The sequence below is a fragment of the Aquirufa beregesia genome (assembly GCF_011090385.1).
Taxonomy (GTDB): Bacteria; Bacteroidota; Bacteroidia; order Cytophagales; family Spirosomataceae; genus Aquirufa; species Aquirufa beregesia.
Map to the genome: position 1 here is coordinate 489088 of NZ_SEWW01000001.1, position 24772 is coordinate 513859.

At 37.8% G+C, this 24772-nt stretch carries 26 protein-coding genes and 1 tRNA gene; 12 read left to right on the plus strand and 15 right to left on the minus strand.

The window, feature by feature from the left end; translation table 11 throughout:
- The 4 genes from EWU23_RS02105 to EWU23_RS02120 form a co-directional block, all read right to left on the minus strand.
- Nucleotides 1-189: a DUF6728 family protein gene (locus EWU23_RS02105; protein ID WP_166228324.1), complete on the minus strand. Its 189-nt coding sequence runs from the start codon at nucleotides 187-189 to the stop codon at nucleotides 1-3.
- A gap of 1 nt (nucleotide 190) precedes the next feature.
- Entirely contained in the window at nucleotides 191-2206 is a 2016-nt protein-coding gene (ispG, locus tag EWU23_RS02110; protein WP_166228326.1) for a (E)-4-hydroxy-3-methylbut-2-enyl-diphosphate synthase, read from the minus strand.
- Nucleotides 2207-2294: 88 nt separating this feature from the next.
- Nucleotides 2295-3500: a sugar MFS transporter gene (locus EWU23_RS02115; protein ID WP_166228328.1), complete on the minus strand. Its 1206-nt coding sequence runs from the start codon at nucleotides 3498-3500 to the stop codon at nucleotides 2295-2297.
- 6 nt (nucleotides 3501-3506) lie between these two features.
- The gene (locus EWU23_RS02120; protein WP_166228330.1) at nucleotides 3507-4859 is read right to left on the minus strand and encodes a Gfo/Idh/MocA family protein; all 1353 of its coding nucleotides are present in this window, start codon (nucleotides 4857-4859) and stop codon (nucleotides 3507-3509) included.
- 79 nt (nucleotides 4860-4938) lie between these two features.
- On the opposite strand from EWU23_RS02120, the gene EWU23_RS02125 reads away from it, so the two are divergent.
- Genes EWU23_RS02125 through EWU23_RS02135 form a run of 3 tightly spaced genes read left to right on the plus strand, consistent with a single transcriptional unit; the run spans nucleotide 4939 to nucleotide 6724 of the window.
- A complete protein-coding gene (locus tag EWU23_RS02125) occupies nucleotides 4939-5361 on the plus strand; it encodes a 6-pyruvoyl trahydropterin synthase family protein (RefSeq protein ID WP_166228332.1) in 423 nt (140 codons plus the stop codon).
- Nucleotides 5321-6025, plus strand: coding sequence for a GTP cyclohydrolase I FolE (gene folE, locus EWU23_RS02130; protein WP_166228334.1), 705 nt, complete (start codon nucleotides 5321-5323; stop codon nucleotides 6023-6025). The genes EWU23_RS02125 and folE overlap by 41 nt, the downstream gene beginning before the upstream one ends.
- Nucleotides 6026-6724: an SDR family NAD(P)-dependent oxidoreductase gene (locus EWU23_RS02135; RefSeq protein ID WP_166228336.1), complete on the plus strand. Its 699-nt coding sequence runs from the start codon at nucleotides 6026-6028 to the stop codon at nucleotides 6722-6724.
- Here EWU23_RS02135 and EWU23_RS02140 read toward each other — a convergent pair.
- Nucleotides 6710-7696 carry a cation diffusion facilitator family transporter gene (locus EWU23_RS02140; protein WP_166228338.1) on the minus strand — a complete coding sequence of 329 codons (987 nt, stop codon included), beginning with the start codon at nucleotides 7694-7696 and terminating at the stop codon, nucleotides 6710-6712. The genes EWU23_RS02135 and EWU23_RS02140 overlap by 15 nt on opposite strands.
- Nucleotides 7697-7745: 49 nt before the next feature.
- Here EWU23_RS02140 and EWU23_RS02145 point away from each other — a divergent pair, with 49 nt between their 5' ends.
- The gene (locus tag EWU23_RS02145) at nucleotides 7746-8297 is read left to right on the plus strand and encodes an NUDIX domain-containing protein (protein ID WP_166228340.1); all 552 of its coding nucleotides are present in this window, start codon (nucleotides 7746-7748) and stop codon (nucleotides 8295-8297) included.
- On the opposite strand, the gene surE is transcribed toward EWU23_RS02145, so the two are convergent.
- The gene (gene surE / locus EWU23_RS02150) at nucleotides 8287-9069 is read right to left on the minus strand and encodes a 5'/3'-nucleotidase SurE (protein ID WP_166228342.1); all 783 of its coding nucleotides are present in this window, start codon (nucleotides 9067-9069) and stop codon (nucleotides 8287-8289) included. The two genes, EWU23_RS02145 and surE, sit on opposite strands and share 11 nt — an antisense overlap.
- A gap of 51 nt (nucleotides 9070-9120) precedes the next feature.
- Here surE and EWU23_RS02155 point away from each other — a divergent pair, with 51 nt between their 5' ends.
- Nucleotides 9121-9606: a GNAT family N-acetyltransferase gene (locus EWU23_RS02155; protein WP_166228344.1), complete on the plus strand. Its 486-nt coding sequence runs from the start codon at nucleotides 9121-9123 to the stop codon at nucleotides 9604-9606.
- Here the strand turns inward: EWU23_RS02155 and EWU23_RS02160 are convergent.
- Nucleotides 9587-10465: a nucleoside phosphorylase gene (locus EWU23_RS02160; protein ID WP_166228346.1), complete on the minus strand. Its 879-nt coding sequence runs from the start codon at nucleotides 10463-10465 to the stop codon at nucleotides 9587-9589. The genes EWU23_RS02155 and EWU23_RS02160 overlap by 20 nt on opposite strands.
- Nucleotides 10466-10491: 26 nt before the next feature.
- On the opposite strand from EWU23_RS02160, the gene EWU23_RS02165 reads away from it, so the two are divergent.
- A complete protein-coding gene (locus EWU23_RS02165) occupies nucleotides 10492-10977 on the plus strand; it encodes a 3-oxoacyl-ACP synthase (protein WP_166228348.1) in 486 nt (161 codons plus the stop codon).
- A 9-nt stretch (nucleotides 10978-10986) separates the two neighbouring features.
- The gene (locus EWU23_RS02170) at nucleotides 10987-12495 is read left to right on the plus strand and encodes a serine hydrolase domain-containing protein (RefSeq protein WP_166228350.1); all 1509 of its coding nucleotides are present in this window, start codon (nucleotides 10987-10989) and stop codon (nucleotides 12493-12495) included.
- Here EWU23_RS02170 and trhO read toward each other — a convergent pair.
- Together trhO and EWU23_RS02180 are read right to left on the minus strand one after the other, a co-directional pair.
- Nucleotides 12486-13478 carry an oxygen-dependent tRNA uridine(34) hydroxylase TrhO gene (gene trhO / locus EWU23_RS02175; protein ID WP_166229016.1) on the minus strand — a complete coding sequence of 331 codons (993 nt, stop codon included), beginning with the start codon at nucleotides 13476-13478 and terminating at the stop codon, nucleotides 12486-12488. The two genes, EWU23_RS02170 and trhO, sit on opposite strands and share 10 nt — an antisense overlap.
- A 37-nt stretch (nucleotides 13479-13515) precedes the next feature.
- Nucleotides 13516-13599 (minus strand) — tRNA-Leu (locus EWU23_RS02180).
- 76 nt (nucleotides 13600-13675) lie between these two features.
- Here EWU23_RS02180 and EWU23_RS02185 point away from each other — a divergent pair.
- Nucleotides 13676-14050 (plus strand): DUF3127 domain-containing protein, encoded by a 375-nt coding sequence (locus EWU23_RS02185; RefSeq protein WP_166228352.1) that lies wholly within the window; start codon nucleotides 13676-13678, stop codon nucleotides 14048-14050.
- Between the two features lie 114 nt (nucleotides 14051-14164).
- On the opposite strand, the gene EWU23_RS02190 is transcribed toward EWU23_RS02185, so the two are convergent.
- The 4 genes from EWU23_RS02190 to EWU23_RS02205 form a co-directional block, all read right to left on the minus strand.
- Nucleotides 14165-15034: a pirin family protein gene (locus EWU23_RS02190; protein WP_166228354.1), complete on the minus strand. Its 870-nt coding sequence runs from the start codon at nucleotides 15032-15034 to the stop codon at nucleotides 14165-14167.
- A gap of 38 nt (nucleotides 15035-15072) precedes the next feature.
- Nucleotides 15073-15705: a hypothetical protein gene (locus EWU23_RS02195; RefSeq protein WP_205753052.1), complete on the minus strand. Its 633-nt coding sequence runs from the start codon at nucleotides 15703-15705 to the stop codon at nucleotides 15073-15075.
- Between the two features lie 105 nt (nucleotides 15706-15810).
- Nucleotides 15811-16248: a GNAT family N-acetyltransferase gene (locus tag EWU23_RS02200; protein WP_166228358.1), complete on the minus strand. Its 438-nt coding sequence runs from the start codon at nucleotides 16246-16248 to the stop codon at nucleotides 15811-15813.
- Nucleotide 16249: 1 nt separating this feature from the next.
- Nucleotides 16250-17209: a PhoH family protein gene (locus EWU23_RS02205; protein ID WP_166228360.1), complete on the minus strand. Its 960-nt coding sequence runs from the start codon at nucleotides 17207-17209 to the stop codon at nucleotides 16250-16252.
- A gap of 107 nt (nucleotides 17210-17316) precedes the next feature.
- Between EWU23_RS02205 and dnaB the strand changes: the two genes are divergently transcribed.
- Entirely contained in the window at nucleotides 17317-18906 is a 1590-nt protein-coding gene (gene dnaB / locus EWU23_RS02210; RefSeq protein ID WP_166228362.1) for a replicative DNA helicase, read from the plus strand.
- Here the strand turns inward: dnaB and rlmD are convergent.
- A complete protein-coding gene (gene rlmD / locus EWU23_RS02215) occupies nucleotides 18903-20324 on the minus strand; it encodes a 23S rRNA (uracil(1939)-C(5))-methyltransferase RlmD (RefSeq protein ID WP_166228364.1) in 1422 nt (473 codons plus the stop codon). The two genes, dnaB and rlmD, sit on opposite strands and share 4 nt — an antisense overlap.
- Before the next feature lie 90 nt (nucleotides 20325-20414).
- Between rlmD and EWU23_RS02220 the strand changes: the two genes are divergently transcribed.
- Entirely contained in the window at nucleotides 20415-21221 is an 807-nt protein-coding gene (locus tag EWU23_RS02220) for an SDR family oxidoreductase (protein ID WP_166228366.1), read from the plus strand.
- A 210-nt stretch (nucleotides 21222-21431) separates the two neighbouring features.
- Here the strand turns inward: EWU23_RS02220 and EWU23_RS02225 are convergent, their stop codons facing one another.
- Nucleotides 21432-21812, minus strand: coding sequence for a cyclic nucleotide-binding domain-containing protein (locus tag EWU23_RS02225; protein WP_166228368.1), 381 nt, complete (start codon nucleotides 21810-21812; stop codon nucleotides 21432-21434).
- Nucleotides 21813-21944: 132 nt separating this feature from the next.
- Here EWU23_RS02225 and EWU23_RS02230 point away from each other — a divergent pair, with 132 nt between their 5' ends.
- Nucleotides 21945-24476, plus strand: a complete 2532-nt coding sequence (locus tag EWU23_RS02230) for a heavy metal translocating P-type ATPase (RefSeq protein WP_166228370.1) — start codon at nucleotides 21945-21947, stop codon at nucleotides 24474-24476.
- 128 nt (nucleotides 24477-24604) lie between these two features.
- Nucleotides 24605-24757 carry a cbb3-type cytochrome oxidase assembly protein CcoS gene (ccoS, locus tag EWU23_RS02235; protein WP_166228372.1) on the plus strand — a complete coding sequence of 51 codons (153 nt, stop codon included), beginning with the start codon at nucleotides 24605-24607 and terminating at the stop codon, nucleotides 24755-24757.
- Nucleotides 24758-24772: the final 15 nt, after the last annotated feature.

The window sequence follows — 24772 nt, forward strand, 5'->3', positions numbered from 1 at the left end:
TTAGCGAAAAAGAGCTCGGTAAATCATCACAGCCACACAAATTAAAAACATCACAATCGATATTTTATTAATCATGTGCATCGTACGAATATTAAAGTTCGTTGGTGCACCTGGTTTAGGCTTTTGAAATACACGAATGAAGTAAGTGAAAACTTCTCCTATTCTGAATTGTTCTTTTAGTCTGCTCATCTTAGTTGTTCGTTTCTTGCGGATCTTTCCAAATTCCGTCTTCTTTGATTAATTGAATTAATTCATCCACAGCAGAATCTGCCGGCACCGACTTTTTAACGACTTCCTGACCACGATACAAGGCAATTTTGTCTTTCCCTATACCTACATAGCCATAATCGGCATCGGCCATTTCACCTGGGCCATTTACGATACAACCCATGATTCCGATTTTCACCCCTTTTAAATGATCGGTCACTTGTCGGATTCTGGCTGTTGTTTCTTGAAGATCAAATAAGGTTCTTCCGCAAGAAGGGCAGGAGATGTATTCTGTTTTTGAAATGCGCACCCTACATGCCTGTAAAATTCCGAAATTCGTAGAATTCTCTAAGGAGGATTGTGCTTGTAAACTTGATAGAGATAGCATTAATCCATCCCCAAATCCATCAATGAATAAAGCTCCAGCATCTGTTGGTGCAAATAATTGAAACTGATTAGCATGGATATCTTGGTAGTTTAAACGTATCACGACAGGTAGAGCAATTCCTTGCATGTCTAATTCAAAAAAGGCACGGCGAATAGCAGCCATTCGGTTAGAGAAGCTCGAAGAAAGCACTAATACCTCATTCTGAGCCAATTTAAGGGCATTGACCAATAAGTCATTGGTCCAAATCTCTTCGGCATCAGCATGCACAAAATTAAGTTGGGCGTGTTTCTTGCTTGCCTTCAACCAATATTCGGCCTCAAATAATGGGAATTGGTGCTCTGAATGACTCGATTGGAGCCATGTTTTGGCAAGTTGGATTTGTTTCAATCCATTAGGCAGCATAAAATCCAAATCTAATGTACCTGTAAACAAATAATCTGCTCCCAAATCATTCATGGCCCATTTATCCGGTTCTGGCAAATAAAAATGGCCAATGGATTTCAAATCCTCCATGCCTATGCTTTTCAAATGCGAAAAATCAGCAATAACACGTGGTACTTGATGTCCACCAAAATTCATTAATTCGCTACTTTTTCTTCTGGTATGAGCAAATGGATTAATGGGGGAATCGAATCCTGAAGGTAAATTTGTTAGACTAGGAATAGGAGCATTAGGACGATTGCGACCTACATAACGATTCACCAAATCCTTAGCAACAGGAATTTCAAGTTCAGGATCCTCTGTTAAGGATACACGAATGGTATCTCCTAATCCGTCTTCCAATAAAGTTCCAATTCCCACGGCAGATTTAATCCGGCCATCTTCTCCTTCACCAGCCTCAGTCACTCCTAAATGTAAAGGGTAGGCCTTAAAATGGCCATCTACCAGCTTTTTACTCAATAAACGGTAGGCTTCTACCATCACTTGAGTATTGGAAGCTTTCATGGAAAGAACGAGGTTAAAGTAATTTTCATCTTCGCAGATACGTAAAAATTCCAAAGCGGATTCCACCATTCCTAAAGGAGTATCACCGTAGCGACTTAAGATACGATCAGATAATGACCCATGGTTTGTACCAATGCGCATGGCGGTGCCATATTCTTTACAAATTTTCACCAAGGGTAAGAATTTATCTCGAATTCGCTCCAATTCTGATTGATAGGATGTTTCTGTATACTCTAGCGTTTCAAAACGTTTTTTATCGGCATAATTACCCGGATTAATGCGTACTTTTTCTACGATTCTAGCGGCTAATTCAGCCGCATTGGGTGTAAAATGTATATCGGCCACTAAAGGGGTTTTATAGCCTTTAGCACGTAAGCCTTTACGGATATTTTCCAAATTTTGAGCCTCCTTGACGGAGGGTGCCGTGATACGTACCAATTCACAACCTGCATCAATCATACGCATGGATTGTTCTATGGATCCATGAGTATCCATGGTATCCACCGTTGTCATGGATTGTATCCGAATGGGGAAATCAGAACCTAACATCAAATCTCCAATCGAAACAGGAATCGTTTCTCTCCGCTGATAGCCGAACAAGGTAGGAGCATAGATGTTCCCATCGCTGATCAAATGAGCTGAAGACGATTGTAGGATGCTTGACATAGGTAGTATATTTATACCAAATTTACGAAATACAAACAAAAAGCCTCATCTCATGAAAATAAGATGAGGCTCTTTTTACATGATGATATTACCAAGAACTCTTTTTGTGTCCGATTGTTGCGTAAAATAGAATAAACAAATAGCATGGCACCATGATTACATAGGCTAATTGCGTATTTTGAATTCTATCAGCAATATCGCCATACAATAATGGAATTAAAGCTCCTCCAGAAATCATCATAATAATTAAAGCTGAACCCAATTTGGTATATTTCCCTAAACCACGAATGGCTAAGGGCCATAAAGCTGGCCACATTAAAGCATTGGCTAAACCTAACATAGCTAAACACATCACGGAATAATATCCGTCTAAAAGTACGGTTCCAAGAGAAAATACAACCCCTAAAATAGCTGAATAATTCAAGGCTTTTTGTTGAGATAAAATCTTTGGAATGAACAAAATTCCTACTACATATCCTGCCAACATGCCATATAAAGTATAGGTTGTAAAGGTTTTGGCTACTTCCATTTCGATACCTTGAGATACACCATAATTGATGATGGTATCACCCGCCATTACTTCGACTCCCACATATAAAAAGAATGCCACCAAACCCAAAACTAGGTTTGGATAGGCCCATACACTAGGACGTTGTTCAGCAGCAGATTCTTCACTTTCTGCGGCTTCAACTTCTGGAAGGGTAGAGAAACGAACCAACAAGGCTAAACCTACTAAAACCCCTGTCATAATTAAATAGGGATTTACCACAATGCTTAAATCTTTCGCATCTGTGGTGGAGGATAATAATAATCCACCAAAAATAAATTGGCTTAATATGCCGGCAACTTTATTACAAATACCCATCACCGAAATACGTTTGGCGGCAGAATCTGGAGAGCCTAAAATGGTTACATAAGGATTAGAAGCTGTTTGCAATAAAGCTAATCCAGTACCTATCACGAATAATCCCAAAAGAAACATGGGATAATTGGACATTTGAGCAGCTGGAACAAACAGTACTGTTCCCACAGCCATGACAATTAATCCCAAAGACATGCCGTTTTTGAAACCTGTTTTAGCCAATACCCAAGAAGAAGGAATGGCCATAACAAAATAAGAAATGAAAAAGGCTGAAGTCACTAAGAGTGATTCAAAGTTATTTAAGGCAAATGTTGCTTTAAAAAAGGCAATTAATACGGAGTTTACCCAGGTCACAAATCCAAATACAAAGAAGAGTATTCCGATAATTAATAGCGCAGCTGAGGTGTTGGTAGGTTTGTTTGTAGTTGTCATAAAGGTTTAATAGTTATCATGTAAAGCAAAAATAGGTTGATTGGTTTTCCATTTTCCTCGTGTGAAATCTGGAATTTTAACAGGAGTAGATCCTTTGGCAATGGATTCTTCTGATAGGGGTGATATAGCTGACCAAGCGGCTGCATCATATACATCTATAGGGGGGGCTACTTTGTTTTTAATCGATTCAATGAAGGCTCTTAACACAAAATAGTCAATTCCTCCATGGCCAGCATTCTCGGCATCTTGTGCATGAGCTTTCCAAAGCGGGTGGTCATATTTCTCTTGGTAAGGTTTGAATGGCTCCCAACTATGTGCTTTCGGAGAAACACCTTCTAAGTAAATGGACTTGTTATCATCCATCCATAATCCTTGGGTTCCTTGTACGCGAAAACCTAAGGAATAAGGTCTTGGGGAGTTGGTATCATGAGAAATCATGATGGTTTCTCCATTGGCACATTTGATTAAGGAGGTTACTACGTCTCCCAATTTAAACTTGGTCTTGGCATTGGGATGATCTTTCCCACCTTTATCCACAATATATTTCTGTAAACCCAAGGCTGGACTAGCCATAGATGTTACATATAAAAACTGATTTCCGCGATTGATATTTAACATTTCCGCCACAGGGCCTAAGCCGTGAGTTGGATAAATATCGCCATTGCGGTCTATGGAATGTTGAGTCCTCCATTTAGCCTCAGAAAATCCTTTCTCGCCAAATTCAACTCCACCACCATAGGCTTTGACTCCATCATTAAATTTGACTTCTCGTAAATCATGTTGGTAGCCGCATTGGACATGGGTTAAAGAGCCGAACATGCCTTGACGAACCATATTTAAGACCGCTAGGACGTCACGACGGTAGCAGACATTTTCCAAAATCATGCAATGTGAACCTGTTTTTTCATACATATTCACCAAATCCCATGATTCTTTCAAGGTGACTGTAGCTGAAACCTCCACACCCGTGTATTTCCCTTCTTTCATGGAAGCCAAGGCCATAGGCACATGCCATTCCCAAGGAGTGGCAATAATCACGCCATCTATATCATTCCGTTTGACTAAGTTTTCAAAATCATGATCGCCTTGTTGATATACAACCGCTTCTTTACGGCCTTTATCACGAATCATTTTTTGTGAAATCTGAATAGCCTGAGGATCTATATCACATATAGCTATAATTTCCACATCCGAACGATACATTGCCATTTCCAAATGATTTCTTCCACGAAGCCCCACACCAATGAAACCTAAACGCACTTTTGTTTGTTCTGGTGTTATGCCTTTTAAAATAGTGGGAAATAGAGCAGCAGATGAAGTATATAGCAGCGATTTTGAAATAAAATTTCGCCTTTTCATAAATTGTTAAACTGGTTTTAGGTAATGAAATTGAAATTTAATCAAAATATGGCTGTAAATTTATATCCAAATTAAAAAAATGATAGAGCTTCCCCGTGTTAGTGTATTTAGAAAAGAGCATTTTAATGCGGCTCATCGATTATTCCATACAAATTGGTCGGACGAAAAAAACCAGGAAGTGTTTGGATTATGTAATAATCCCAATTATCATGGCCACAATTATGAATTAATTGTGCAAATTACTGGAACAATTAATCCAGAAACGGGTTATGTGATAGACATGAAAGAAGTTTCCCAACTGGTTCAAAAGGAAATAATACATAAATTCGACCATAAAAATCTCAATTTAGATGTTCCCGAATTTGCTCATTTGAATCCTACAGCTGAAAACATTGCTTGTGTCATTTACCAAAAGATTAGAGCTGCACTTGCCTCCCACCTTGATTTAAAAATTAGATTATATGAAACAGAAAGAAATTTTGTTGAATTCCCTGCTCATTGATACGGAAAATTTCCATTTCACAGATGATGAGATTGGAGATAATCACATAGCGACTTCGATAGAAACTCCTATGAGATCAGATGCATTTGATCTTTCTGATGCAGAAAAAATCAAAAAAATCGAAGAACATTTTAAAGAAATCATGTTGACCTTAGGTCTAGATCTAAACGATGATTCTCTAAAAGGTACACCTAAGCGTGTTGCAAAAATGTACGTAGAAGAGATTTTTAGCGGATTAAATCCTAAAAATGAGCCTCAGGTAGCCCTATTTGAAAATAAATTCGGCTATAATGAAATGCTTATTGAGAAAAATATCAGTTTCTATTCGAATTGTGAACACCATTTCGTGCCTATCGTAGGTAAAACTCATATTGCCTACATTTCTTCAGGTAAGGTCATTGGTTTGTCCAAATTGAATCGCATCGTTCAATACTATGCCAAAAGACCGCAGGTTCAAGAGCGTTTAACGATGCAAATTGCCAAGCATTTGCAAAAAGTATTGGAGACGGAACATGTGGCTATTTATATCGATGCCAAACACCTTTGTGTTTCTTCACGTGGCGTAAAAGATGATGCTACGTCTACCATTACTTCCTTTTATGGAGGTAAATTCCAAGAAGAATCAACGAAAAAAGAGTTTTTTGGTGGTATTCAGTCCATATAAATGGGAGTATATGTTATTGTAGGAGCAAGTCAAGGAATTGGTTACTCCATAGCAGAGCAATTGCTTGCGTCTGGACATCGTGTACTTAATTTTTCAAGAAAAGCGTCAGATTTAGCTGGGATTGAGAATTACACGTGGGACGCACTTCAAGAGGACGATCGTATTTTTTCCTCCCTGCAAGGGCCCATTGACGGTTTGGCATATTGTCCTGGTAGTATCATTTTAAAACCATTTCATCGCCTTAGCACTTCCGATTTTGAAGTAGATTTTAAAATCAATCTTATAGGTGCGGTTCGTGTAATTCAAGTTTTATTAGCTTCTTTAAAGCAATCTGATAGTGCTTCCATCGTTCTTTTCAGTACCGTGGCAGTTCAAACAGGTATGGGATTCCATGCATCTATAGCCAGTTCTAAAGGTGCCATTGAAGGACTTACTCGATCTTTAGCTGCAGAATTCAGCAGTTTAAAAATTCGTGTGAATGCCATTGCTCCTTCATTAACTCAAACACCATTAGCTCAAAATCTTTTGAGTAGCCCTGAGAAAATCGAAGCGGGTGGAAAAAGACATCCATTAGGCCGAGTGGGGCAGGCCGAAGACATAGCCAATTTAGCATTTTTTTTATTGAAGCCTGAAAATTCTTGGATAACAGGACAAGTGATTGGAGTAGATGGAGGAATAGGAAGCCTAAGAACGGTTTAATTGTTCTAAAAAATGCTTTTGATTCAGAGCTAAATTCACGTTATTCCATTCAATTTTTTTAACAAAAACATGGGCTCTAATGGGGCAATCAGTCACCTGACAATGGGCACAGCATTCGTCCAAACAGGGGTCTGCGTGGACAAATATCTCAATATGCGTAGGAAGGACTTGAGATAAAGTACCTTCAAAGTCATGAATTTCCTCATGAACATGGTTTAAATCCCAATAGCGAGGAAGTGTTAAATGGCAGTCGATATGTAAATCACCCCCATATTGCTGAACCCGTAAATTGTGTAAATCAATCCATTCATCCTGTTGATTTTTAGTAATCCAATCAATCACCAATCGAAATACTTTGGGATTAGTTTCATCCATTAAAGCTGCTACTGAAGTACGAATCAAACGGATACCTTGCCAAAACATGAAAAATGCAAATAGGAGAGAAGCCGCAGAGTCTACCCATAACCAATTAGTAAAATACGTAATAGCTAAGGCTAAAACGACCAACAAACTATTATAAGCATCTAAACGCAAATGTTTACCATCTGCCACCATGGTGGGAGAATGTTCTTTTTTACCCATTTGAATCAAGAAATAACCCATAATACCATTCAAGGCAGAGGATCCCAAAGAAATGGCCATACCCATATCTAAACTCTTGAGTTGTTGATTCGTCCACAAATGCTGAGAGGCGTGTAAAAAGATATAAGCGGCAGCCAACAAAATCAATACTCCTTCTAATCCCGAGGCAAAGAATTCAATTTTACCGTGCCCATAAGGGTGATTTAGGTCTTTGGGCAAAGAGGCTAAATAAACAGAATAAAAGGCAAAAGCTCCTGCCACCACATTGATGATGGATTCTAAAGCGTCTGTCAATAAGGTCGTGGAACCACTTAAATAATAGGCATAAAACTTCCCAATTAAAATCAAGACACTGGCTGAGAAAGTAATAAGCAGCAAACGCTGTTTCATAGAGAAAAATTATGCACAAAGATACAGCAATTCCTTATATTTTTACGGGATGGAACTACATGATAAACCTTGGAAAACTCTTTCCAAAAATACCGTATATGAAAACCCTTGGATACGAATTGAGCATCATGAGGTCATTAACCCCAATCAAAAAGAGGGGATTTATGGATTGGTACACTTTAAAAATACGGCTGTTTCCATCTTTCCTTTGGATGAAGAGGGAAATACCTATTTAGTAGGTCAATATCGCTATACCTTGGATGCGTATTCTTGGGAATTACCGGAGGGTGGATGCTTGATTCAAGATGAGGAAATTCCCTTGGAAGCAGCAAAAAGGGAATTGGAAGAAGAAACGGGTTTGCACGCCCAGGAATGGATTGCATTAGGAACCTGCTATTTATCCAATTCGGTAACGGATGAAAAAGCCTATATGTTTTTAGCCAAAAATCTTCAACAAGGAATAGCTGCCCCCGAAGAAACAGAGTCTCTAATTGTCAGGAAGCTGCCTATTCAGGAAGTGTTTACCATGGCAGAAACTGGGGAAATTCAAGATGCATTAAGCTTATTGACCATTTTAAAAGTCAAATCACTTATATCGTGAAATCCCAATGCTTCATCTCTTCTAAAGCCTGATAATCCGTTAAATCGTATTTAACAGGAACCACCGTGGCGTAATTCTCTGCTAACCAATCTAAATCAGTTCCATTATTTAGATCTTCATTATGTAAAAAGCCATCCATCCAAAAATAGGGTTGGCCATAAGGATCTTTTCTTTCTTCAAAAAACTCTCGATAGACGGCCTTGGCTTGTCGGGCTACGCGAATTCCTTGAATGGGAGCTTCCGTTTTGGCAGGAAAATTCACATTGAGAGTTAAACCTTCATGCAAACCATGCTCCAAGACTTGCTGGGCTATTTTGACGATTAAATCATGACAATGACTAAAATCCGCATCACTGGCATACTCACATAAGGAAAATCCTACGGCAGGAATCCCCTCCATGGCAGCTTCAATAGCCGCAGACATGGTACCCGAATATAAAACAGAAATAGAGGCATTGGAACCATGATTAATACCAGAAACCATTAGGTCAATCTTACGGCCTTTTAAAATATAGTGCTTACCAAACTTCACACAGTCAGCAGGAGTACCTGAACATTTATAAGAAAGTATATTAGGTCCAAAAGTTTCTGTTTTGGTAACCCGAATAGGAGTTCCCATGGTTATGGCATGTCCCATACCAGATTGATGGCTATCTGGGGCGACAACAACGACCTCACCAATTTCAGCCATGATTTCGGTTAATACCCTAATTCCTTTAGAATGTATAGAATCATCATTAGCAATTAAAATAAGCGGTTTCTCTTGACTCATATTTTCTTAATTTTACTCAAATTTACAAATTTGCTCTCTTAATTTTGCACGATGCAAATCCGAAAAGCTGAAATAAATGATATTCCTACCATACAAGCGATAGCTGAGCAAGCTTGGCGGCCTACCTATGGTACTATCTTAAGTGAAGAACAGTGTGTTTATATGCTGGACATGATGTACCGAAGGGATGTATTGGAAAAACAATTCCATAGAAATGTGCATTTTTTCATGTTGGAATCAGAAGAGGGAGCCATTGGTTTTGCTGCCTATGAGGCCATCGATGCATTGCAAGGTAAACTGCATAAAATTTATTTAAGACCACAACAAAAAAGTCGGGGAGCTGGAACATTTTTATTGGAGCATGTGGCCCAATTTGCTAGAGAAAATGGTCAAAAAGCGATCTTTTTAAACGTCAACCGACTTAATTCTGCCGTACAATTTTATTTGAAAAAAGGATTTCAAATCGATCAAGAATTGGATTTACACGTAGGAAACGGCTATTACATGAATGATTACATCATGAAAAAAGAGCTATAACCTTTTCGATCAATTGACTAATTTGTTTTTCGGGATTAGACGAAAACTGATGGGTTTTCCGATTGGCCAAAATGGCATTCAATGAAATCATTTCATGGCCTAAAACTCCAGAAAAAGCATAGTAAGCAGAGGTCTCCATCTCAATATTCGTAATTTTTGATTTCCCCACAAGAGTTTCAGAGCAGTCATTTAAAAAATTAGGTAAAATAGATTCCATTCTCACCGTTCGTCCTTGTGGAGCATAAAAACCAGGTGCAGTTAGGGTTGTACCCAGAAAAGCATCTTGAAAATAGGCATCTTGAGAGAATAGATGTACTAATTGACTAGAAGCTTTAGCCCCATAGATAGGTAAAGGATAACCAATTTGTTGGCAAAATTGATCTAAATCTATTTGAGGTAGGCTTTTATCAGAAGAAAAAGCATAAAACTGAGCTAAATTATCGAATCCGATAGCGGCCTCTGAAATTAATACCGAATCTACAGGAATATCTTCTTGAATGGACCCTGAGGTACCAATTCGAATGAGATTCAAGGAACGCTTTTGACTTTTTTCCTCTCGAGTTTCAAAATCAATATTGGCTAAGGCATCCAACTCATTCATGACTATTTCCACATTATCTGCTCCAATGCCACTTGAAAGTACACCAATAGGCTTTCCTGCAAGTTCTCCAAAATGGCTGACAAACTCCCTTTTATGGATTTTGGTATGAATACGGTCAAAATGACAGGATACTTTTTCTACTCGTTCGGGGTCCCCAACCATAAAAATAATATCACTTAGCTGCTCAGGACGAATGTTCAAATGATATGAACTTCCATCAGGGTTTATAATCAAGTCGGTCGGTGAGAAATAGGTCATGAACAAATTTATTGATAATTTCCCAAATGAATCATTTCAACTTGTCGGATATGCGCGATTGGACCATTATTAAATCTCAAATTTATCAGGAAATTTTACAGCGCTTGGAACAAAACATTCAAGAGGCCCAAATAGCATATGTTCAGGCAAAAGAATCGAGAGATTCAGATACCAAGAGCTCCGCAGGAGATAAATACGAAACAGGCCGAGAAATGATGCAAAGAGAAATGGATAAATGCTCTGCTTTGATGGATCAAAACAAGCATTCCTTGCAAATAATCCAGCACGTACCCATCCATAGAACCTATGAGAGCGTCGAAAAAGGGGCCCTGATTATCACAGACAAAGGAATGTATTATATGTTGGTAGGATTAGGGAAAATCAGCTTAGATCAAAAAGACTATTTTGCTATTTCACCTGAATCACCCATTGGGAGCTTATTTTGGGGAAAGAAAGTGGGAGAGTACATACTATTGAGAGATCAGAAAATTCAGATACAAGGCATTTATTAATCCATCATCATGAAAAAAATATTCCACATTATCCTACTGGTTATTTGTGTTCAAACAGCATTTGGACAAAGTGCTGAAGAGAAAATCAAGGCATTTATACCGCAAATAGATCAACTTTTTAAACAATATGTTGAGAAAGAAAAACTCCCTAGTGCTGTCTATGGATTGGTATATCAAGGTAAATTGGTACACTCACAATCCATTGGTTTGGCAAATATCAAACAACAAATTCCTGCAAGTTCGCAAATGGATTATCGAATTGCTTCCATGACCAAAAGCTTCACTACCATGGCTATTTTAAAGTTACGAGATGAAGGGAAATTGCATTTGGATGAACCGGCGCACCTTTATATTCCAGAATTAAAAAATCAACGATATGTCACGAAAGATGCTCCTGAAATTACCATTAGGCATTTAATGACCCATGCAGCGGGTTTTCCAGAGGATAATCCTTGGGGCGATCGACAATTGGGTATTTCAGAAAAGGCCTTTTCTGACATGCTACATCAGGGAATTTCATTTTCGAATAACCCTGGCGGAAATTATGAGTATAGTAATATGGGTTTTGCATTATTGGGAAGTATCATTAAGAAAGTGAGTGGACAGCCTTACCAAACTTACATTACAGAGAAAATTTTACAGCCCTTAGGGATGACACATACTTATTGGGAATACATGGATGTTCCTAATAACCAATTAGCTCTGGGTTATCGCTGGATCAATCAAACTTGGGTGGAGCAGCCTTTGGAACATGATGGGGCCTATGGTGCCATGGGTGGTTTGATCACTACCATGGAAGATTTCAGTCATTATGTCGCTTTTCATTTAACTGCTTGGCCAGAAAGAGATGATCCAGAATCTGGCCCAATTAAGCGATCCTCTGTCAGAGAAATGCAATTCCCTTGGAATTTCATTAGCGTCAATGCTCATCAAAAATATCCCAACGGTCAGGTGGGTCAAAACTTCAATGCTTATGCCTATGGCTTAAGTTTTACGAAGGATTATGCCAACAGAACTTCCATTTCTCATTCAGGAGGTTTACCTGGATTTGGGAGTAATTGGCGGATATTTCCGGATTATAACATGGGGATTATATCTTTTAGTAATTTAACCTATGCCAATATGGGAAGCATCAATATGAAGGTCATCGATTCCTTGATTAATTCTACAGGTTTGCAAAAACGGATCACTCCTGTATCTGCGATTTTAAAGAAAAGACAACAAGAATTGATGAAGATATTACCACATTGGAACCAAGCAGAATCCAGTGGCATATTTGCCATCAATTTTTTCTCGGATTATTTTACTGCTGTATTGAAAAAAGAAGCGGAAGCATTATTCGAGAAAGTGGGTTCTATAAAGAAAGTCCATGATATGATTCCTGAAAACCAGTTACGTGGTAAATTTAGGATAGAAGGAGAAAAAGGCGATTTGGAAGTGAGTTTCACTTTGAGCCCAGAAAATCCAGCCTTGATTCAGGAATTCCATTTATATGAAATTAAAAAGGCTCAAGAATGAGCCTTTTTTTGTTTTTCTTCAATCTTCGCATTTCTGCTGAAGGACTTAAATCCTAAAATAGGAGAGTAGCCAACCGATTGTTTGGAATAATATCCATTTTCGTTATAAGGGCGCTTTCTTGGGTGATCCTTGCAGGCTGGAGAACAAGCTCCATCCATTTCTTTTAAACAGCTTGGGCAAATTGCCAAGTGCTCATTACATTCTGGATTGGCACAGTTTACCATGTGGTCCGAAGGTTCCTGACAAATATAACATTTGGAAATAACGATAGGGTTAACGCTATTAACAGAAGTAGCTACACGACTGTCAAACACATAACAAGAGCCATCAAAATCTTCTCCACCTTCTTCCAATCCGTATTTAATGATCCCTCCGTGCAATTGATAGACATCTTTAAAGCCCTTTTCAATTAAATAAGCGGATGCCTTTTCGCATTTGATACCACCTGTACAGTAAGTAATGACCTTCTTATTTTTCAAATGTTCTATTTCATGCACATGGTCTGGTAAATCACGTAGATTTTCCATATCAAACGTATAAGCCCCTTTGAAACGTCCTAATTCATGTTCATAATTGGAACGCATATCCACCAAGACTACATCTGGATCATTTTTCAATAATTCTTTGAATTCCTTGGACTTCAAATGTTTCCCCGTTCTCTCCAAAGGATTCACGGACAAGTCAGAATGAACTATTTCATTTTTGACACGTACATGCAATTTATTAAACGTATGTTGGTCAAATTCCTCTATTTTAAAATCAAAATCAGTCCCTTGAAAGATAGGGTCATTTTCCAGCCATTTCATGTATTTATCACAATCTTCCTTGAGCCCAGAAACGGCTCCATTCAATCCTTCAGAAGCCACAATGATGCGACCTAGGATATTGTTTTCAATACAAAAAAGGTGATGTTTTTCCCGATAAGCCTCAGGATCAGGCACAGAGGTGTAGTTATAGTAAAGCAACACACTGTAAGGTTTCATCTTCAACATGATTTACAGATTAATAATAAAAAATAAGTGACGATGGGGAGATTCGAACTCCCATACCTAAAACGGCACTACCACCTCAAGGTAGCGTGTCTACCAATTTCACCACATCGCCAAAATGGTTAGCAAAATTACCAAATATTTGCTTACTTGCAAGGAAATCAAGTTTTCATCAAATCTGAATAAACAGAATGGCTTTAGAAATCAGCGGAAAATTAATTAAAAAACTTCCGGAAGTTACAGGTACCGGACGTAATGGAACCAATTGGATCAAGCAAGAATTTGTGATTGAAACCCAAGATCAATACCCTAAAAAAGTGTGTATGTCGGTCTGGGGTGACAAGACTCAAGATTTAGCTCCTGTTCAAGAAGGTGAAATGGTGAAAGTACAATTCAATGTCGAATCAAGAGAATATAATGATCGCTGGTATACTGAAATTAGAGCTTATAAATTAGATCGTTCAGGCGCAGCTCCATCTGTTCCTCCTAATGTGGCTCCCACAGCTAGTGGTGGATATCAATTCCCTCCATTGGAAGCTGAATCGGGTGATGATCTTCCCTTTTAAGGATAAGGTATGAGTCCAAAGATTAGCCCTTGCATTGCAAGGGCTTTTTTTTTGTGAGATTCTGTGATTCTAGATCCCTTGCATTGCAAGGACTCTTCGTGCCATGCAAGGGATCTATGATAGATGACCGAATTTCCCAGCATTAAAATCTTCAAAAGCTTGCATGATTTCTTGACGAGTATTCATCACAAAAGGACCATGAGCCGCTATGGGCTCATTAATAGGCTCCCCACTCAGAATTAAGACAACACTATCTTCTTTAGCCTCTATTGAAAATTCCTCACCTTCATTTTCCATCAAAGCCAAATTATCCAATTCAACTTCCTCCGTTCCATTCACTTTAACACTTCCTTCTATTACCAATAAACAGGTATTGTAAGAAGCTGGAAAAGAAAAACTAGCTTGAGCTCCGCTTTTCAATTTGGCATTCAGCATATTCACGGGAGTGAAAGTAGAAGCAGGGCCTTTTTGTCCTTGATATTCTCCTGCAATCACTTCTATAAAACCTGAATCTCCAAGATCAACTTGCGTGATTTGTTGGTTTGATATGGCTTGATACTTAGGTGTCGACATTTTATCTTTAGCAGGTAAATTGACCCATAATTGGACCATTTGAAAATCACCTCCCTCAGCACTGAAACTTTCTTCATGGTATTCTTTATGTAAGACTCCAGAGGCAGCCGTCATCCATTGCACATCTCCCTCACCAATAATTCCACCACCACCACTACTATCATGATGAGCTACTCGACCTTTATAAGCAATGGTAACCGTCTCAAAACCCCGGTGGGGGTGAACACCTACACCTCTGGCATGTGTAGAAGGGGAGAAGTAATGCTTTGAACCGTAATCCAACATAATGAATGGACTCATGCGCTGCATGTCTAAACCATGTCGACTAGGAATAAAATTATGTACTCTAAACCCATCACCAACAAAATGTACCTCACCGGGAGGATATACTAACTCGACTTTCTTTGTCATATTTATCTTAAACGTTACTAATAGTAATAAGTTGATGACTATTCAACAAATACTCCCTTTTCAGTAATTTGACCTAAATATCCATTTTTAAATGCATTTGGATGAGCTTTTGAAAATGATTCTGAACTATTTGCTTTATATGCATCTTCAGTTGAATAAAGTACTGCTGACACAAACCCTTCCTTCTTAATTATTTTTCTCAATGTTCTTTCTCTTTCCACTTTTGGAATCTTTTTAGAATAACTGCTTATTAATATCTCGCCAAATCTACCTTCTCCAGAATTTAGATCTACTTGAAAAAGTATCTTATAATCAGGAATATCTTTATCTTTTGACTTGTCAATTGTAGCAGTAGTACTACTTATTTCTTTATGATAAATTCTCAACCTTTGACCATCATCTAAATATTTATAAACACTTACAACTTCTTTATTATGGAGATAAACAAGATATTCACCTTTATCTGTTCTAATTTGAACCCTCTTTCCTTTTTCCCAATCAGGCATTTCAGAACTTGAATTTATGCTCCCAATTTCAGAATGTTGCTTTGCAAATTCTTTGACGATCGTTAGTGTTGGATTACCTGAATTGCAGGAAATAATACCAATTACTAAAGTTGAAAGTATAAGAAATACCTTTGGGGTAAATACAAAATATTCAAATGTTTTCATTTTCATTATAAATAAGGTTTGAGATAAAATATATACAACTACAAAACTTTCAATTTAGAAATGCAAAACTCTAATCACTAAACCCTACTAACTAATCACTAAACCCTAATCACTAATTATGAGTGACATTGCTTGATGAACAATATCAGCCTCTATAAAAGTTTCACCATAAGGTATAAATCCTAAACTGGCATAGAGTGGCATGACTGTTTGCTGAGAATGTAAATAGAAGTAAGTAGCATCTGGATAAGCTATCCGAGCTGCTTGAATCATATGACGTACGATTTGACTGGCATACCCCTTTCCTCTGGCAGCTGCCAGTGTCGCGATGCGCTCCACCTTAATCCCTTTTTCTGTTTTTCGATAGCGACCTGTAGCTACAGGCTTTCCATCTTCCAATAGTAAATAATGCTTGGCTTGCGCATCCAATTCATCAAACTCTTCAGAGGGTAAGCAGGCTTGCTCCACCACAAATACCTCAATTCGGATAGCGAAAACCTCATGTATTTCCTCCAAAGATTTGGCTTGAATGATTTCTACCATCTTATTTTTCTTGTTTTCCGTAAGCCTCAATGATTTCACGTACTAATCGGTGACGAACCACATCAGATCCATCCAATTCTACAAAAGAAATCCCAGTGATGCCTTTTAATATGTGGGCTGCTTCTCCTAAACCTGAAACTTGGTTTTTAGGCAAATCTACTTGAGACTTATCCCCCGTGATAATGGTTTTAGATTGAATACCCATCCGCGTCAAAAACATCTTCATTTGCATGGAGGTAGTATTTTGAGCCTCATCCAACAAGATAAACGCCTTATTTAAGGTCCGACCGCGCATGTAGGCCAAAGGAGCAATTTCGATGGTCCGATTCTCGAGATAGAATTTCAGTTTTTCCGCTGGAATCATATCATCCAAAGCATCGTAAATTGGACGTAGGTAAGGATCTATTTTCTCTTTTAAATCTCCTGGTAAAAAACCCAAGTTTTCACCAGCCTCTACCGCTGGACGAGTGATAATAATCTTCTTGACTTCCTTATTTTTGAGTGCTTTAACGGCTAAAGCTACTGCCGTATAAGTCTTACCAGTACCGGCGGGCCCAATGGCAAAAACTATGTCGTTTTTACTAGCTGCTTCGACTAATTTTCGTTGATTGGGTGTTTTCACTTTGATCACCAAACCTTTGGTTCCAAAAAGTAAAATGTCCTTATCTTCCACCCAAGGAGTTTCATTTTCTTCTCCTGTTGGGTTTAAGATCAAATCGATGTAGGCCTTCATGTGATTGGCCGACAAAGAACTATGTTTTTCTAAATGCTTGATACATTGATTGACAATGGCTTCTACTAAAGAAATTTGATCATCTGAACCTCGAACTGTAATTTGATCACCACGAGCAATGATTTTTGTCTGAGGAAAGGCTTCCGTCAATAGTGTTAAGTTGGAATTTGAGACTCCGAGAAAATCAACCAGAGACACATCCGTTAAGGCAATAATTTTTTCTAACAAGTATGAAAAAGTTAAGGTGAAAAATATTTACTAAAATAGAGAATAATTGAAATTTAATCGGATGATTAGAATGATATTTTTATCAAAATATTGTAAAATTGTAGTCTATGGAATCAAACAATCCCTCATCAATTTCTAAAAAAGCAAATTCTGGCTATAATCGTTCCAATCAACCAGCACGATTAAGTGATTTAGGCTTAGGAAAGCTTCCTCCGCAAGCGCCTGAGTTAGAAGAAGCATTATTGGGGGCTTTGATGTTGGAAAAGGAACCCTTAGCTAATGTCATTGAATTATTAAAACCTGAGACTTTTTACAAAGAAGCTCATCAAAAAATATTTCTGGCCATTCAGGGTTTATTCCAAGCCTCACAACCTGTGGATTTATTAACCGTTAACAATTATTTAAAAGTTAACGGGGATTTAGAAAAAGCAGGAGGGACTAGTTATTTAGCTCAATTGACTTCTCGCGTAAGTTCTACTTCTAACGTTGAATTTCACGCCAGGATTATCATTGAGCAATTCATCAAACGCCAATTGATTCACGTTTCCTCAGAAATCCAGCGCTTGGCTTATGAAGATACAACCGATGTATTCCAAATTTTGGATCGCATGGAGCAAGAATTATTTTCCATTGCTGAATCCAACATTCGAAAGAATTACGAGAGTATGTCGGACATTTTGAAAAAGGCCATTGATGAATTAGAAAAGAAACAAAAGCAAAAAAGTGGCCTTACGGGTATTCCTTCGGGCTTTACTGAATTAGACCGCCATACTTCTGGCTGGCAAAAACAAGAACTCATCATCATTGCGGCTCGTCCAGGTATGGGTAAAACAGCCTTCGTCGTTTCCGCGTGTCGAAACGCAGCTTTGGACTTTGGACATGCAGTAGCCTTGTTCTCCCTAGAAATGAGTTCGATTCAGTTGGTCAATCGTATTGTTTCTGCCGAAGCCGAAATTGAAGCCGAAAAAATACGAAAAGGAAAATTAGAGCCGCACGAATGGCAACAATTGCATACCAAAATTGATAAACTTTTTCAAGCACCTATCTATATAGATGATACTCCTGCTTTATCCATTTTGGAATTAAGGGCGAAATGTCGTCGATTAAAGGCTCAAAAGAACATTGAACTCATTGTGATTGACTACTTGCAATTAATGACAGGTGATACATCTGGAAAAGGAGCAAGTGGAAACCGTGAACAAGAAATCGCTCAGATTTCCCGTGCTTTAAAGCAATTAGCGAAGGAATTGGATGTACCCGTAATTGCGCTATCTCAATTAAATCGTTCGACAGAAACTCGGGGTGGAAATAAAAAACCTCAATTATCCGACTTACGTGAATCGGGAGCCATTGAGCAAGATGCAGACCAAGTAATGTTTATCTATCGTCCTGAATACTATGGCATTACTACGGATGAACAAGGTAATTCCATAGCGGGAATGGGAGAGATCATTATGGCTAAAAACCGTTCTGGTTCATTAGAAAATGTGTGGTTGAAATTCATCGGTAAGTTCACCAAATATTGTGATTTAGATTTCCAACCCTTTGCGGATGGCAATGGAAATGGGGTATTTAACCTCAGTGAACTAGGGGATACTGCATCTCAATTTGAGCAAGGAAACAGCGATTCTGTCTTTAAAGGAAGTAAAATGAATTTACCTCCTGCAGATTTTGACCCTTTGAACGAACCTTTCTAGTTTTTTCTTAATCGTAGCCGTACGATATTTTCCACATGATGCGTTTGCGGAAACATATCTACTGGATGCACTACGTCCACCTCATATGCTTCATCCAACCAAGCCAAATCACGGGCTTGCGTAGCTGGATTACAACTTACATACACTATTTTTTCGGGACGAACTTGCAGTAATTGTCGAACCACATCTTCATCCATACCAGCTCTAGGAGGGTCAGTGATGACCACTTGGGGTTTTCCATGCAAGGCTATAAAATCTTCGGTCAAAAGTTTTTTCATATCCCCTGCAAAGAAGGAAGCTGTATCAATTTTATTATGAATGGCATTCATTTTGGCATCTTCTACAGCCATTTCCACATATTCTAATCCTACTACCTTGGCAGCATATTTAGCCAAAAATAAAGCGATAGTTCCTGTACCTGTATACAAATCATACACCAACTCATCTCCTTGTAAATCAGCGTATTCCCTCACTAATTGATATAAACGTAAAGCTTGTTTGGCATTGGTTTGGAAAAAGGATTTCGGGCCAATCTGAAAACGCAAATCTTCCATTTGCTCTTCGATAAATGGTTTACCATGAAAACAAATGACATCCAAATCGTGGAAAGTATCATTGCCTTTTTGATTGACCACATAATTCAAAGAGCTTATCATAGGGAAATTACTTTTAAGGTAATTCATCAGCAAAGAGATTTCTTCCTCAGTGGCATAAGCAAACTGTACCACAACCATCCATTCACCAGAACTCGCATTTCGAATTATTAGGTTTCGTAAAGCGCCTTCTTGCTGATTTTTTAATTCATAAAATGAAATTCCGTTTGCTTCAGCAAAATCGCGAACACCATTTCGGATGGCATTGGAAGGATCTGGTTGTAAATAACAGTGATCAACGGGTAATATTTTATCAAAACGGCCAGGTACGTGAAAACCCAAGGCATTCATGGAACCTAAATCTTCTTTTCCAATCTCTTCGTTAGTTAACCAGCGAGCAGAGGAAAAAGTGAATTCCAATTTATTTCGGTAATAATAAGCCTCTTCTGAACCTAAAATAGGTTGAAATTCAGGTAATTTAACTTTAGCGATTCGCTCTAAATTATCTTTCACCTGTCGCTGTTTAAATGTCAATTGAGCATCATAAGATACGTGCTGCCACTTACATCCACCACAAACACCAAAATGATCACAAGGAGCATCTGTTCTAAAAGGGGAGAGCGCTTGGATGTTAATTGCCTGGGCTTGTTTGAATTTCTTTTTAGACTTTAGAATGCGTAAATCTGCGATATCGCCTGGGGCAACCGCACCTTGTACGAAAATAACTTCATCATTTACCTTCGCAATGCATTTGGCTTCTGCTGCGAAATCAAGGATGGTAATTTGTTCTAAGACTTGGGGGATTTTATATTTTATGGCGCTCATAAGGTAAATTCTGGCACAAAAATACGGCTTTCATTTGGCTAGTCAATCAATTATGGGATAAAAGCTTAACTTTGAGATCAAATTTTGCATATGAAAAACAAAGTCGTCATCATCACAGGAGCCTCTTCAGGAATAGGAAAAGCATTAGCATTTGAATACGGAAATAAAGGAGCCCAAGTCATTATTACAGGTCGAAACGAAGCTAAGCTTGTAGAAGCTCAGGCGGAATTAGTCACATCTCAAATTGCTTGCCAAGCCATTGTTTGTGATAGTAGTTCAGAAGAACAAACTAGAGCTATGATTGCTCAGGTAGTTCAAGAATTTGGAAGGATTGACATTTTGATTAATAATGCGGGGATTTCCATGCGTGCCATGTTTGAAAATGTAGACCTGAAGGTTTTAAAGCAACTTATGGATATTAATTTCTGGGGAACAGTTTATGCGACTCATGCGGCTTTACCATATTTAAAGCAAAGTAAAGGAGGTATTATTGGCATTTCATCCATCGCTGGGTACCGAGGATTACCTGTAAGAACAGGGTATTCAGCATCCAAATTCGCTATGAATGGCTTTTTAGAGGCGTTGAGAACAGAATTATTGGAAACAGGGGTACATGTCTTAACGGCTTGTCCTGGATTTACGGCTTCCAATATCCGAAATGCCTCTTTAAACTCTGAAGGAAAAATTACAGGAGATTCCATGCGTGATGAGGAGAAAATGATGTCGGCAGAAGAAGTAGCTCAACGAATTTATCAGGCTTTTGAACAAAAGAAAAAAACCTTGGTATTGACATTCCAAGGAAAGCTAACTGTCTTTTTAAACAAATGGATGAATGGTTTGATGGATAGACTGGTGTATAATACCTTGAAGAAGGAGAAGGATAGCCCGCTGAAATAATGTAGAATGAAGAATGAAATTTGACCAATTTCTGTTAAATTTTAAATTTATTTAGTATTTCAATATTCTAGAAAAAGAAGCATACTAATCATATCAATTCTTCATTTTACATTTAAAAGCCCTGCCCGACAATGTCAAGCAGGGCAGTATAACCCTTTTAACTTACCACTCTATTTTTTTTAGAGGTTACCCTCTTAATTAAAATCACAATTAATGCGGAACTAACTCCGTAAATACTGCATCAAATTCTTTACTTTTTTGTTCAAAATAAGATGAAGCAAAATCAAACTCTTGCATTAACATCAAGAAATAATTTTTTTCAAAAACTAAAAATTTAGAAGTTTGAAGAGTCTCGGCAGAAAAGGTATGTTTTTGTCCTTCCAGCACTTCTTTGATGCCTAAAAAAACAGGATTTGCATGATAAATAATACCTTCAGGAGAATTGAAAGACTTTAAAGAAATCTCACCTCCTTGAAAATAAAATACAAACTCCGCTTTCTGACCTTGACGGAACAAAAATTCGTTAGCTAAATAGTTGATTTCTATTCCGCTAGCTAGTACTTTACGTTCGGTCTCGATCATTTGATCCATACTTTTTAAAAATTTGTTTACGAAAGTAGATTTACTCTGGAATTAATTTCATGACAATGCTCATGTTTTGTCCTGCTTTTTATCATTAACAGAGCAGCATTTTCATGGGAACTTTGAGAAAAGATTGAGTTTATGATGGAACAGCCAGTCCATACCACCCTAACAAAAACAAGCTGCTTTCACTGCGGAGAGCCTTTTGTTGATGAAATCATTCAATTTCAGGAAAAGGAATTTTGCTGCCAAGGATGTAAAAATGTTTATGAACTCCTTAATGATCATGAATTAGGTACCTACTATACTTGTGATGTTAATCCAGGTATTTCTCCAAGCCATCAAAACTTTGATTATTTAAATAAGCCTGCTTTTCGAGATAAATTAATACAATTTTCAAACCAAGAAATTTCCAAAGTCAGTTTCAACCTACCCAGTATACATTGTAGGTCATGTTTATATTTATTAGAAAATCTACATAAACTTCATGCTGGAATCATCAAAAGTCAATTGAATTTTGGCAAAAAGGATTTAAGCATTTGGTTCAAAGAGAATGAAATTAGTTTAGGAGAACTAGCCTCCTTATTGGCTAAAATTGGTTATGAACCACTATTATCAGAGGAATCTGAAGGAAAAGAAAAGAAAAAAAGACTTTCTCAACAAACACAACTCTTCATCAAACTAGGGGTTGCTGGCTTTTGTGCCGGCAACATCATGCTTTTTAGTTTCCCTGAATATTTAGGCATTGAAGATGGTAGTTTAAAGAACTTATTTGGCTATTTAAATCTAGTTTTAGGCTCGGTGGCTTTATTTTATTCTGGTTCTGATTACTTTAAAAATATTTGGGCTCACCTGAAATTGAAAAAAATCACCATCGAAATGCCCATACTTTTAGGCGTTATGGTGGGTTATTCTCGAAGTGTTTATGAAATTTTAAGTCATACTGGAGCTGGATACATGGATTCCGTATCTGGCCTTTTATTTTTCTTATTGGTAGGTAAATGGTTTCAACAAAAATCCTTTGATTTTTTATCCTTTGAAAGAAAATATACCTCGTACTTCCCATTGGTTATCACCAAAATCATTGAAGGAATTGAAGAAACGGCACCTTTAAGTGAAATTAAAGTAGGTGACCGTTTGCGTATTCGCAATGAAGAGATCATTCCTGCCGATGCGATTTTGATGAAGGGAAAAAGTAACATGGATTATAGTTTTGTTACGGGAGAAAGCGAGTGGGTTCCCATCCAATCAGGGAATTTAATTTATGCTGGAGGGAAGCATCATGGGGAAATGATTGAAATTGAAGTCAAAAAAGACCTTCAACAGAGTCATTTAACCCAGTTATGGGAACAGCAAGCATTTAAAGATCCTAGTTTAAAAATGGAAAACTGGGAGAATTTTGCCAATCAAGTAGGTATCTATTTTACGATTGGATTAATTACTCTAGCTAGTATAGTTGCCGCTTATTGGATACAAGTTGACCCTAGTAAATGGCAGAATTCGGTGGTCAGTATTTTGGTCATTGCTTGTCCTTGTGCCTTGGCTATTTCCTATCCATTTGCCCTAGGTCATGGCGTAAGATGGCTTTCTAAATTCCAATTATATGTTAAGGATATTCAGGCCTTAGAACGCATGGGGCAGGTTGATACTTTAGTATTTGATAAAACGGGTACGTTAACCTTGGCAAAATCGGAAGCACCTAAAAGTCATTTAAATCGACATATCAGCGAACAAGAATTAGATCTCTTGTATTCATTGTCAGTACAGTCTACGCATCCACTTTCTCGTCGACTTTGTGCCTATACACAGAGCTTGGGTCCAAGGAATTTGGTGAAATTATCTGAATTCAAAGAAATACCTGGTAAAGGATTAGAAGCGAAGTGGGGAAAGATTATCCTAAAACTGGGATCTGCAACATTTTTAGGCATCGCCTTTAACTCGCCTCAGGATTTCTATTCTTCTGAATCTCAATTATTTATACAAATAGGTGAGGAGCCTTTAGGATATTGGGATTTCCCTTGGGAAAATAGAGAAGGGGTAGAGTTCATGTTAAGAAAATTACAGCATCATTATGATGTGTATTTGGTCTCAGGAGATAAATCCAATCATGCTACTAGTTTAAAAGATTGGTTTTCAGAGGAAGGCCACATGAAGTTTGAGTGTAGTCCTATGGAAAAAATGGAATTCATACGGGAATTACAAGCCAAGGGAAAGAAAGTTATGATGGTAGGAGATGGATTAAATGATGCGGGAGCATTGCAACAGGCTCATGTAGGGATAGCCGTTTCTGATGACCATTTGCATTTTACACCTGCGAGTGATGCTATTTTACAAGGCCGTTCGCTAAGTCGTTTACCTGAATTTTTGCAATTTTCAAAAAAGGCTATTACTTTGATAAAAATGAGTTTCTTAGTATCATTGGTATATAATGCCATAGGGTTAAGTTTTGCGGTACAGGGTAATTTATCTCCATTAGTGGCAGCTATCTTAATGCCTGTTAATTCAATCAGTATGTTGATTATAGCTACTTGGGGAATGAATATCTATGGAAAGCAAATTAAAAACAAATTGAAATCATATACAGTCCAGTATATAGCTGAGGAAAATCATATTTTAGGCAAGGATATAAAAAGATCTTTACGGAGTATTTGTTCCATTCCTGTGTTCTTTTAATAATTTTTCGCTCCGTGTTCTTTTAATAGTTTTTTACTCCGTGTTCTTTTAATAATTTTTATTTCTTTTTTTATTATTGAATAATTTCTCATTCCGTGTTATTTTAATAAAATGAAAATGTGCATACCATGGAAATAATGTACTTAATGATTTTTTTGAGTTTACTCATGGCCATCGGTTTCCTCGTTGCGTTTATCTGGTTTGTACGCTCAGGGCAGCAAGATGACCTCATTACTCCAGGTATGCGCATTCTTAATGAAGATAAAAAGACAATCAATTAATCTCAATTTAAACGC

Excerpts from the sequence above, each read along its gene's own strand:
- EWU23_RS02105 (WP_166228324.1), bottom strand. The coding sequence starts at position 189 with ATGAGCAGACTAAAAGAACAATTCAGAATAGGAGAAGTTTTCACTTAC.
- ispG (WP_166228326.1), bottom strand. The coding sequence starts at position 2,206 with ATGTCAAGCATCCTACAATCGTCTTCAGCTCATTTGATCAGCGATGGG.
- EWU23_RS02115 (WP_166228328.1), bottom strand. The coding sequence starts at position 3,500 with ATGACAACTACAAACAAACCTACCAACACCTCAGCTGCGCTATTAATT.
- EWU23_RS02120 (WP_166228330.1), bottom strand. The coding sequence starts at position 4,859 with ATGAAAAGGCGAAATTTTATTTCAAAATCGCTGCTATATACTTCATCT.
- EWU23_RS02125 (WP_166228332.1), top strand. The coding sequence starts at position 4,939 with ATGATAGAGCTTCCCCGTGTTAGTGTATTTAGAAAAGAGCATTTTAAT.
- folE (WP_166228334.1), top strand. The coding sequence starts at position 5,321 with ATGAAACAGAAAGAAATTTTGTTGAATTCCCTGCTCATTGATACGGAA.
- EWU23_RS02135 (WP_166228336.1), top strand. The coding sequence starts at position 6,026 with ATGGGAGTATATGTTATTGTAGGAGCAAGTCAAGGAATTGGTTACTCC.
- EWU23_RS02140 (WP_166228338.1), bottom strand. The coding sequence starts at position 7,696 with ATGAAACAGCGTTTGCTGCTTATTACTTTCTCAGCCAGTGTCTTGATT.
- EWU23_RS02145 (WP_166228340.1), top strand. The coding sequence starts at position 7,746 with ATGGAACTACATGATAAACCTTGGAAAACTCTTTCCAAAAATACCGTA.
- surE (WP_166228342.1), bottom strand. The coding sequence starts at position 9,069 with ATGAGTCAAGAGAAACCGCTTATTTTAATTGCTAATGATGATTCTATA.
- EWU23_RS02155 (WP_166228344.1), top strand. The coding sequence starts at position 9,121 with ATGCAAATCCGAAAAGCTGAAATAAATGATATTCCTACCATACAAGCG.
- EWU23_RS02160 (WP_166228346.1), bottom strand. The coding sequence starts at position 10,465 with ATGACCTATTTCTCACCGACCGACTTGATTATAAACCCTGATGGAAGT.
- EWU23_RS02165 (WP_166228348.1), top strand. The coding sequence starts at position 10,492 with ATGAATCATTTCAACTTGTCGGATATGCGCGATTGGACCATTATTAAA.
- EWU23_RS02170 (WP_166228350.1), top strand. The coding sequence starts at position 10,987 with ATGAAAAAAATATTCCACATTATCCTACTGGTTATTTGTGTTCAAACA.
- trhO (WP_166229016.1), bottom strand. The coding sequence starts at position 13,478 with ATGAAACCTTACAGTGTGTTGCTTTACTATAACTACACCTCTGTGCCT.
- EWU23_RS02185 (WP_166228352.1), top strand. The coding sequence starts at position 13,676 with ATGGCTTTAGAAATCAGCGGAAAATTAATTAAAAAACTTCCGGAAGTT.
- EWU23_RS02190 (WP_166228354.1), bottom strand. The coding sequence starts at position 15,034 with ATGACAAAGAAAGTCGAGTTAGTATATCCTCCCGGTGAGGTACATTTT.
- EWU23_RS02195 (WP_205753052.1), bottom strand. The coding sequence starts at position 15,705 with ATGAAAACATTTGAATATTTTGTATTTACCCCAAAGGTATTTCTTATA.
- EWU23_RS02200 (WP_166228358.1), bottom strand. The coding sequence starts at position 16,248 with ATGGTAGAAATCATTCAAGCCAAATCTTTGGAGGAAATACATGAGGTT.
- dnaB (WP_166228362.1), top strand. The coding sequence starts at position 17,317 with ATGGAATCAAACAATCCCTCATCAATTTCTAAAAAAGCAAATTCTGGC.
- rlmD (WP_166228364.1), bottom strand. The coding sequence starts at position 20,324 with ATGAGCGCCATAAAATATAAAATCCCCCAAGTCTTAGAACAAATTACC.
- EWU23_RS02220 (WP_166228366.1), top strand. The coding sequence starts at position 20,415 with ATGAAAAACAAAGTCGTCATCATCACAGGAGCCTCTTCAGGAATAGGA.
- EWU23_RS02225 (WP_166228368.1), bottom strand. The coding sequence starts at position 21,812 with ATGGATCAAATGATCGAGACCGAACGTAAAGTACTAGCTAGCGGAATA.
- EWU23_RS02230 (WP_166228370.1), top strand. The coding sequence starts at position 21,945 with ATGATGGAACAGCCAGTCCATACCACCCTAACAAAAACAAGCTGCTTT.
- ccoS (WP_166228372.1), top strand. The coding sequence starts at position 24,605 with ATGGAAATAATGTACTTAATGATTTTTTTGAGTTTACTCATGGCCATC.